This window comes from Citrobacter sp. Cpo030 (assembly GCF_030333005.1).
Taxonomy (GTDB): domain Bacteria; phylum Pseudomonadota; class Gammaproteobacteria; order Enterobacterales; family Enterobacteriaceae; genus Citrobacter; species Citrobacter portucalensis.
On sequence record NZ_JAOWGT010000055.1, the window covers coordinates 1 to 9,609 of the forward strand.

A 9,609-nucleotide genomic window follows, 5' to 3' on the forward strand; every position below is an offset into this window, starting at 1 on the left:
GGTAATGACTCCAATTTACTGATAGTGTTTTATGTTCAGATAGTGCCCGATGACTTTGTCATGCAGCTCCACCGATTTGGAGAACGACAGGGACTTCCTGCCCAGCCTTGCCAGATGCTGTCTCAGATTCAGGTTGTGTCGCTCAATTCGCTGCGTGTAACGCTTACTGATGACGTGCAGTTTTCCCTTCAGACGTGACTCATACATCGGCCAGCCGTCCGTCATCCATATCACCACGTCAAAAACTGACAGCAGGCTCAGAAGACGCTCCAGTGTGGCCATAGTGCGTTCACCGAAAACGTGGGCTACCACCGCCCTGCGTATCCTGTCATACGCGTAAAACAGCCAGCGCTGACGTAATTTTGCACCGACGTAGCCCCATTGCTCGTCCATCTCCGCACAGACAATGACATCACTGCCCGGCTGTATCCGGGAGGTTACTGACTGCGGCCTGAGTTTTTTAAATGGCGCAAAATGGTGTTGAGGCCCACGCCCATTAGTCGTGCGGTGGCACGGCAACCGACGCCGTTCATAGCCATATCAATGATTTTCTGGTGTGTACCGGGCTGAGAAGCGGCATAAGTGAAGGTGAGCTGCCATGTTTTACGGCAGTGAGAGCAGAGATAACGTTGATGCCCGGCAGTACTTTTGCCATTACGCATCACGCCTTCAGTAGCGGAACAGGAGGGACAGCAGACGGAGACTGAAGCCACGGGAGCACCTCAAAAACACCATTATACACTAAATCAGCAAGTTGGCAGCATTGCCGACCACTCCTTACGGTATTATCTATCTGTATAGTTTCAAGTTTCATCTTGTTACCTCCTGTTGACCGGATCCCAAGCATAGATATCTGAATTCAAATTGCCTAGTGAAATGTCTGGATATGCCGCATTTTTCCCCTTATACAGCGAAGCTGGCCAAAGGCCAGCCCGCTTGGATTTATCGCTTTTGCCAGTAGATCAGCATGGCAAGGAACAGGATTGTTGCCCCCTGAGAAGCGGTCAGGAAAGTTTCCAGCAATGACATTATCGTAAAACTCCGCATTATTAATTTCAGGTGTGTGATTCAGGGGCCTTAGTCCCCCTTTTACAGGACGTAGTGTTCTGTCACGACGGAAGCCAGGGTTAATAAAAACGATTCGAATATGTCTGCAGGGACGATAGAAATCTTCGTGCGGGTTGTCTCGCTGTAGCCGGCTCTGGAGAGCGACTCGGGGGAGGAGTAGTATCTTCCGGCCACGGATATGATCGAGCCAGCAGTGCTCGCCGCAGTCGAGCGACAGGGCGAAGCCCCGAGTGAGCGAGGAAGCACCAGGGAACAAAACTTATAAATTCTGCTTACGCTCAATGCCTGAAAAATAACCTCCCCTCGGGGTTATCCACTTATCCACGGGCATATTTTTATAAAGTACTTTTTTATTCTTTTTCTTTATTTTACATCTTTTAGGGAGCCTGAAAGCCGCGTACAGTGCGGCCTGAGAGGGGGCCTGTATGGGCAACTGGTAAACATAATATGGGAAATTAATCACGTATCAGTGGGTTTTGTGTCAACAAGCTATGGGATACGCATCAACAAGCTATGGGAAAGAGGTCAAGTTCAGTTCTCAATTATCCACTTGTGGATAAAGTGCAGATTTTTCCGGTGGATAAGTATCGCGATAGCTTGCAATTTCTGTTTTCACTGTCATTATGGGTGGGTAAAAATTTACCCATAGGCATTGAAATGGATACTCAAGCACTCTTGCCAGCTACTAAAACGTTTAAAAAACGCGCCAGTATAAAGCAATCTAACGAATTGACCGAAGCTGCATATTACCTGCCTCTTCAGGCAAAACGTGTGCTGTGGTTATGCCTCATGCAGGCCTATTTTAATGACAGCCAGGAAGATGACTCTGACGTATTGCCGCTCTTCAAAATCAGCGTTTCCGATTACGTCAAATACTTCAATGTCGCTACGTCTGTCGCCAGTCGTGATGTGAAGGCTGGGGTAAATGCTCTGGGCGAATCAACGGTTACCTTTTATCCAAAAGAAGGTGAGTTTGAAGAAGTTAAACGTCCGTGGCTGGCTGAAGCAGGAATGAAGCGAGGCCGGGGTTCCTGGCAGATTGAATTTAACTACAAGGTCATGCCATTCCTGGTCGGCTTAACCTCCCAGTTCACTACCTATTCTCTCTATGACTGTGGCCAGCTTAATAGTGTTCGTGTCATCCGGCTTTATGAAAGCCTGTGTCAGTTCCGGAGCACTGGTGTCTGGATCACCACACATGACTGGTTATGTGAAAGGTTTATGCTCCCTGCCTCGCAGAAAAACAATATTGCTGAAATGAAGCGTACCTTCCTGGAACCTGCTCTGAAGAAAATTAATGAGAAGACGCCATTAAAGGTAACATATACCACTGAAGAAGATGGTCGCTTGCTGTTTAATTTTCTTGATAAAAAACAATAGTCTGTAATTTTTATTTCCTCCCCCCTTAGTTTGTTGCTGACATATGGGGGGATACTGAACTTGCTGTGTTTCCCATAGTGCTTGCCTAACTTGACCTGTTTCCCGCAATCGCGGCTGTCTGCGTAGTTGACCTGTTTCCCACAGTCCGGGCCGTCTGCGGAGTTGACCTGTTTCCCACAGTCCCGGTCGTCTGCAAAGTTGACCTGTTTCCCACAGTCCCGGTCGTCTGCAAAGTTGACCTGTTTCCCACAGTCCGGGCCGTACGCGGAGTTGACCTGTTTCCCACACTCCCGACCGTCCGAGAAGTTGACCTGTTTCCCATAGTCCGGGCCGTCCGAGAAGCTGACCTGTTTCCCTTAGTCCGGGCCGTCCGCGAAGTTGACCTGTTCCCCACACTCCCGGCCGCCCGCGAAGTTGACCTGTTTCCCACAGTCCGGGCCGTCTGCAAAGTTGACCTGTTTCCCACAGTCCCGGCCGCCCGCGAAGTTGACCTGTTTCCCATAATCCGGGCCGTCCGCGAAGTTGACCTGTTCCCCACACTCCCGGCCGCCCGTGAAGTTGACCTGTTTCCCATAGTCCGGGCCGTCCGCGAAGTTGACCTGTTTCCCATAGTCCGGAGCGTCCATTAAAGTTGACCTGTTTCCCACAGAGGATGGAAAACTCTTCTTGTGCTGAGCGTAAGAGCTATCTGCCGGAACGGTTCCTCTTCGCTTCCTCGCCAGTTCGCTCGCTACGCTCGGTTACATGGCTGCGGCGAGCGCTGATACATAAGGCTCAGCATTGCACTGGTCGTAACTAAAATCAGAATCCTTCTGAATGACTCTCCTGTCTTGCAAGTTGAATACCTTTCTCAAAGCCCTTTTGTATGAGTTGCTGTTGATGGTCAAAAGTGCGTCTGCGTGTTGCTGCAGTGTGATTTAGTAGCACGCCCGTCGAGCTTCATCCCCCTTCTGTTGAGAGCGAAATCAAAACAATATGATTTTTTTCTTGCAACATGACACTTTTTGTTCAAAATGACAAAAAACGTCATGAGGTGATAAATGGACAATATTGAGCAGTTACGGAAAGTCGCTACACGTGCAGGTAAGCTTCTGACATCTTTGAGCGAAAGTATCCGACAGCAAAAAGAGGAATTGAAGCTTACCGAGTTCTATCAGGAATACAGCAAAGCCGCTCTGTATAAGCTGCCTAAGCTCAGTAAAGGCAGTGTTGAGTATGCTGTGTCCGAAATGGAAGCCGGTGGCTACATTTTTAAAAAGAAACCTTCTGGTAATACGATGAAATACGCGATGACGATTCAGAATGTCATCGATCTGTATAACCATCGTAAAGTACCGAAGTACAGGGATCGCTTCGATAAAGCCTTTACGATTTTTGTATGTAATCTTAAAGGTGGTGGTTCCAAGACAGTTTCTACCGCTTCATTATCACATGCTTTTCGAGCTCATCCTCAGCTTCTGTTCGAAGACCTGCGTATTCTGGCCATCGATTTCGATCCGCAGGCATCTCTGACAATGTTCCTGAGCCATGAGAATTCAGTGGGCTTGGTTGAAAATACGGCTGCTCAGGCCATGCTCCAGAACGTGTCTCGTGAAGAATTACTTTCCGATTTTATAGTACCGTCTATTATCCCTGGTGTTGATGTAATCCCCGCTTCCATTGACGATGCATTCCTTGCTGAAGGCTGGAAGGGATTGTGTGAAGAACATCTGCCAGGGAAAAATATTCATGCGGTGCTTAAAGAGAACATTATCGACAAGCTCCAGCATGACTACGACTTTATTTTCCTTGATAGTGGTCCTCACCTTGATGCGTTCCTGAAAAACTGCATTGGGGCGGCAGACCTGATGTTGACCCCTCTTCCACCGGCGACGGTTGATTTTCATTCTTCCCTGAAGTTTGTGGCCAGCCTCCCTGCCCTCATAGATTCCATCGAAATGGATGGGCACACCTGCAATCTCATCGGTAATGTCGGCTTCATGTCCAAGATCCTGAACAAGTCTGATCACAAAATTTGCCATAGTCAGGCCAAAGAGGTTTTCGGTGCCGATATGCTAGACATGGTTCTGCCAAGACTGGATGGTTTCGAACGTTGTGGGGAGACTTTTGACACAGTTATTTCAGCAAATCCAGCAACCTATGATGGAAGTACAGAGGCACTAAAAAGCGCAAAATCAGCAGCGGAAGACTTTGCGAAGGCAGTCTTTGATCGCATCGAGTTCATTCGTACTAACGGAGGTATGTGATGTCGAATGAGAAAAGAAAAACCATCGGCAGACAGTTAAATACTCAGGCGTCAATGCTCGAAATGGCTGACACCGGTAGAAGTCAGGTATTTACCTTAAAAACCGGCAGGAAGGTAACGTTCAGGTTTGTTCGGGTGCCTGCATCTGAAGTTGAAAGTAAGACCTTCGTAAACCAGGAAAACAATGGAAGAGATCAACTTGCACTGACCAGGGAGTCTCTGAAATCCATTATCCAGACGATTAAGTTTCAGCAGTTCTTTCCCTGTATTGGTATTAAGCAAAGTGAAAGGATTGAGATACTGGATGGTTCAAGACGGCGAGCCTCAGCAATTTTTGTCCGTACAGGCCTTGATGTAATGGTTACCGAAGAACATTTATCAGCTGATGAAGCTCGCCAACTGGCTAAAGATATCCAGACAGCTAAAGAACATAATCTTCGGGAGATTGGTCTGAGATTGATCGCTCTTAAAGAGTCCGGATTTAATCAAAAGGAAATTGCTGAACTGGAGGGATTATCTCAGGCTAAAGTTACCAGGGCGCTGCAGGCGGCGGCCGTACCGCAAGACTTAATTTCTCTGTTCCCGGTTCAGTCGGAGCTATCGTTTAGTGATTATAAACTTCTTTTAGAAGTTAATGATAAACTCGGTGAAAAGGGATTAACGCCTGAAGAACTCATTCAGTCTGTATCAGCTCAGCTCGATGCAATTTTGAGTGATGGCGAGCGACCAGAAGACGAACAGAAAGCCAGTATTCTGAAGCTGATTTCTCAGGCATCTCAGGCATTGATAGATCCATCTCCCAAGGAAAAGTCAGTGGTTTCCCCACTCTGGTCTTTTGAAGAAAAGGACAAGTTCGCGCGTAAGCGTGTGAAAGGGCGCACGCTGACTTATGAGTTTAGCCGTATGTCAAAAGTGATTCAGGATGAACTGGACAAGGCTATCAACGAAGTCCTTGACAGAAATTTGAGTCAATAATTTCGCCATGGCGATTTCACATCTAACTTATTGTAATTAGGCAGTTTAGGTTGAGAATTTCACGGTGAAATCGCCATAGTTTCACGCCAGTTTCGCTGCAGGAATATCTGACCATCGTGTCGTATAAGCAGGAGAAAGCATCTCCCGTTTCATCTGCCATTCCGGGGCCATACCCCGCCCCGCAAACCATACTTTACCCAGCCCTGAGTTGTTGATCCCGTCCAGAACCCTCATCAGCTCAGCACTGTGAGGGCGTGGCGGGCGTTCGTCGAACAGTTGCAGCTGCGAAACTCCGGAGCCGGTGAAGTCATTCAGCATAACTCCGGCTTTGGCATACCGGTGCCCATCCCTCCAGATACGCTCCAGAGCCGTTGTAGCGGCTGCAATGATGTCCCTGGTGTCCTGAGTGGGTGTAAGAAGTTTTTCCGTAGCCACGTTGCCGTAGTAAGGCTCTTTAATGGCGAACGGAGACGTTTTGATGAAAACGGAAATATGCCGGCAATACTGGTGCTCTTTACGCAGTTTTTCAGAGGCCCGCTCTGCGTGCTGACAGATAGCCTGACGGAGTGACTCGTACTCCGTGATCTTCACGCCAAAACTGCGGCTGCAGACAATTTGCTGTTTCGTCGGAGGGGCTTCCTCAAGCGAAAGGCAGCTTTCCCCGTTCAGTTCCCGTACCGTTCGCTCAAGGACGACAGAAAAATTTTTGCGGATGAAGGCCGGGTTCGTCAGAGCCAGATCGAGCGCGGTTTTTATGCCCAGCACATTTAGCTTGCGTGCAATACGGTTACCCACCCCCCAGATTTCTTCAACCGGCTGCAGTGAAAGCAGTTTCCGCGTCCTTTGCGGATTTCCCCTGGTCAGAGCGAGTACGCCATGAAACTGTTTCCACTCTTTTGAGGCCCACTGGGCTGATTTTGCGAGGGTTTTCGTTGGTCCGGCGCCCACGCCAATGGTCAGGCGGGTACAGTCATACACCTGCTGACGCAGCTGCCGGGCGAAGTCCTCAAGCCCCATACAGTGCTCCACGCCGGTCAGGTCGAGGAACATCTCATCAATTGAATACTGTTCCACCCTGGGGGCCAGTTCCTCCAGGCAGTTCATCACGCGCGCCGATATCGAGGCGTAAAGTTCATAATTACTTGAAAACGCATATATTTTTTCCGGGTATCTTTCGTTTTTTATCTGAAACCACGGAGTTCCCATTTTGATCCAGGGCTTCGCCTCGGCACTGCGAGCGATTACATTCCCGTCGTTGTTGCTCAGGACGACTATCGGCTTTCCTTTCAAATCCGGGCGGAAAACACGTTCACAGCTGGCATAGAAGCTGTTCACATCGGCCAGGGCAAACATCAGTACATCTCCCTCGGGCGGTGGATGATATGCGTGACGACGCCAAAGATATCCAGCTCGTCGGGATCAGGATAAATCGGCGACCAGGAGGCATTCATGGGCTGCAGCGTCAGTCGCGGCGTCAGCAGAAGCCGTTTCACCGTAAACTCCCCCTGCATGCTGGCGACAACGATATCGCCGTGCCGCGGCTTTTCAGCACTGTCCACAACCAGCAGATCGCCATTGTACAGACTGCCGTCGGCCATGCTGTCTCCGCTGGCACGCAGGTAGTACGTCGCGCTCGGATGCCGTATGCAGTAATCATGGAGATCCAGATCGGACTCGACATAGTCAGCAGCAGGGCTGGGAAAACCGCAGCTGGCCAGATCGGCAAACAATGGATGGGCCTGTGGCGGGAGTTCTTTCCCGGTGCTGAAAAGTTGTAGTTTCATCTTTCCTCCTGACACTCTAATTTTACTGGTTATACATACAGTGTTCGCCGGGAGACCGGTAGAGATCAAGGGGTGAAAGTCCCCGACCATTGAAGGACCAGCAATCCACAAGGTCCCCGAGTCATGCGTTGCATACCGCGAGGTATGGGGCGAAGCGTTGACAGGGGTGTTGACAGGCCAGCCATTGAGCCACGAAATGTATATTAAATTACCGGGTGCCGACGTTGTACTGTTAACGGAAGGCAACATCATAGGGTGCGATACTGCGAGTGCCACATGGACCCGGCGGGGTCTGAGACCCTGGCATGTCAATACGATCTCTACGCGGGAACCGGGAGATCTCCCCTCTGACCATCTGCCAGTGTCGGAGATGGCCCGCACCGGGAAGACGAGGAGTCATAGCCGGTGATGTACGGAGAGGAGAAGTCGGACTCGCTCATAGTAGCGGCGAAGCAGGCGAACAACCCGAAAGGAGCGGAGTCAGTGGAGCGAAGGAGCGGGGCCAAGGGGAACGCGGAACAGCCACACATGCGCCGGACACAGAGCCGGGAAAGCATGTCACAGAGGCTGTCACGCGTGCGGGAAGCTGCGAAGCAGCGGAAGAAAGAACGGTTTACAGCATTGTTCCACCTGCTGACAGTCGAAGCACTGGAAGCCGCATTCCTCTCCCTGAGCAGGAAAGCGGCCGCGGGAGTGGATGGCATCAGGTGGATGGACTACGCCGGAAACATGAAGAACAACATAACAGATCTGCACCGGAGGCTACATCAGGGCAGCTACAGGGCGCAGCCCGGCAGGCGTCACTACATCCCAAAAGCGGATGGAAAACAACGCCCGCTCGGCATCGCCTCGCTGGAGGACAAGATCGTCCAGTATGCGCTGGTGAAAATCCTGAACGCAGTCTATGAAAACGACTTTATGGGGTTCTCATACGGGTTCAGACCCGGGCGAAACCAGCACGATGCACTGGACGCACTGGCCACAGGGCTGGTACGCACTAACGTAAACTGGGTACTGGATGCCGACATCAGTCAGTTCTTCGACAGGGTGAGCCACGAATGGCTGATCAGGTTCACAGAGCATCGGATCGGCGACCGGAGGGTAATCAGGCTCATACGTAAGTGGCTCACAGCCGGGACGTCGGAGGAGGGTCAATGGCGAGCAACGGAGGAAGGCACCCCACAGGGTGCGGTCATCTCACCGCTGCTGGCAAACATATACCTCCACTACGTCTTCGATCTGTGGGCGCATCAGTGGCGACGTCGCTATGCCACAGGCAATGTGGTAATGGTCAGATACGCCGATGACATCGTCATCGGGTTCGACAAACGATACGATGCCCGGCGCTTCCGTATAGCCATGCAGCGCAGACTGAGGAAGTTCGGACTCACGGTTCACCCGGAGAAAACCCGTCTGATGGAGTTCGGCCGCTTCGCTGCCGAAAACCGTGCCATCAGGGGAAAAGGCAAACCAGAAACGTTCAACTTCCTCGGGTTCACGCACATCAGCGGGAAAGATCGCAACGGCAGGTTCATGCTGATACGAAAGACCCGCCGGGATCGGATGACGGCAACTCTGAAAGCCATCAAAGACGGTCTGCGAAGGCGCTGGCATTACTCAATCCCCGAACAGGGAAAATGGCTCAGGAGAGTGGTTCAGGGATACCTGAACTATCACTCGGTACCGGGCAACTTCCCCACCATGCAGAAGTTCAGGACACACGTAACAAACCTCTGGCGCCGGGCGCTCAGGCGCAGGAGCCAGAAGGATGATACGACCTGGACGAAAGCAAACAAACTGGCAGCCGCATGGCTACCAAGGGTTCGGGTTCTTCATCCATGGCCTGTGGAGCGGTTCACCGCCAGACACCCGAGGCAGGAGCCCGGTGCGTAAATCGCGCACGCCGGGATCTGTGCGGGGGGTATCCGGTAACGGGTATCCCTACCGCGACATATTTAACAGCGTGACGATAATCCAGATCGCCTGCCGGGTAATAGTGCCAACTTACTGATTTAGTGTACGATGGTGTTTTTGAGGTGCTCCCGTGGCTTCCATCTCCATCAGTTGTCCCTCCTGCTCAGCTACTGAAGGCGTGGTGCGTAACGGTAAAAGTACTGCCGGACATCAGCGCTATCTCTGCTCTCACTGCCGTAAAAC

Annotated in this window: 10 protein-coding genes; 5 read left to right on the forward strand and 5 right to left on the reverse strand. The window is 51.0% G+C overall.

What is annotated here, in order from left to right; all coding sequences use genetic code 11:
- Positions 1-15: 15 nt before the first annotated feature.
- A protein-coding gene (locus OGY37_RS09560) for an IS1 family transposase (protein WP_286619986.1) occupies positions 16-713 on the reverse strand; the annotation gives its coding sequence in 2 pieces (ribosomal slippage) (positions 16-464 and positions 464-713; 699 coding nt in all).
- 229 nt (positions 714-942) lie between these two features.
- Positions 943-1,047: a hypothetical protein gene (locus OGY37_RS09565; protein WP_032409716.1), complete on the reverse strand. Its 105-nt coding sequence runs from the start codon at positions 1,045-1,047 to the stop codon at positions 943-945.
- A 534-nt stretch (positions 1,048-1,581) separates the two neighbouring features.
- On the opposite strand from OGY37_RS09565, the gene OGY37_RS09570 reads away from it, so the two are divergent.
- The gene (locus OGY37_RS09570) at positions 1,582-2,448 is read left to right on the forward strand and encodes a replication initiation protein (RefSeq protein WP_004118283.1); all 867 of its coding nucleotides are present in this window, start codon (positions 1,582-1,584) and stop codon (positions 2,446-2,448) included.
- A 356-nt stretch (positions 2,449-2,804) separates the two neighbouring features.
- Here OGY37_RS09570 and OGY37_RS09575 read toward each other — a convergent pair whose 3' ends face one another.
- On the reverse strand, positions 2,805-3,074 hold the full coding sequence (locus tag OGY37_RS09575; RefSeq protein ID WP_000339857.1) for a hypothetical protein: 270 nt from the start codon (positions 3,072-3,074) through the stop codon (positions 2,805-2,807).
- 414 nt (positions 3,075-3,488) lie between these two features.
- Here OGY37_RS09575 and OGY37_RS09580 point away from each other — a divergent pair, with 414 nt between their 5' ends.
- Both OGY37_RS09580 and OGY37_RS09585 read left to right on the forward strand, forming a co-directional pair.
- Complete coding sequence (locus OGY37_RS09580; RefSeq protein WP_000368714.1) at positions 3,489-4,694, forward strand: AAA family ATPase; 1,206 nt, start codon at positions 3,489-3,491, stop codon at positions 4,692-4,694.
- Entirely contained in the window at positions 4,694-5,668 is a 975-nt protein-coding gene (locus OGY37_RS09585) for a ParB family protein (RefSeq protein ID WP_236936178.1), read from the forward strand. Before OGY37_RS09580 ends, OGY37_RS09585 begins: the two co-directional genes overlap by 1 nt.
- A gap of 81 nt (positions 5,669-5,749) precedes the next feature.
- On the opposite strand, the gene OGY37_RS09590 is transcribed toward OGY37_RS09585, so the two are convergent.
- Positions 5,750-7,021: a Y-family DNA polymerase gene (locus OGY37_RS09590; RefSeq protein WP_004118291.1), complete on the reverse strand. Its 1,272-nt coding sequence runs from the start codon at positions 7,019-7,021 to the stop codon at positions 5,750-5,752.
- On the reverse strand, positions 7,021-7,452 hold the full coding sequence (gene umuD, locus OGY37_RS09595) for a translesion error-prone DNA polymerase V autoproteolytic subunit (protein ID WP_000776034.1): 432 nt from the start codon (positions 7,450-7,452) through the stop codon (positions 7,021-7,023). The genes OGY37_RS09590 and umuD overlap by 1 nt, the downstream gene beginning before the upstream one ends.
- Positions 7,453-7,857: 405 nt before the next feature.
- Here umuD and ltrA point away from each other — a divergent pair, with 405 nt between their 5' ends.
- Together ltrA and OGY37_RS09605 are read left to right on the forward strand one after the other, a co-directional pair.
- Complete coding sequence (gene ltrA / locus OGY37_RS09600) at positions 7,858-9,345, forward strand: group II intron reverse transcriptase/maturase (RefSeq protein ID WP_162720562.1); 1,488 nt, start codon at positions 7,858-7,860, stop codon at positions 9,343-9,345.
- Between the two features lie 151 nt (positions 9,346-9,496).
- Positions 9,497-9,609: IS1 family transposase (locus OGY37_RS09605; protein WP_042031543.1), on the forward strand; the 113-nt coding region annotated here is incomplete at its 3' end.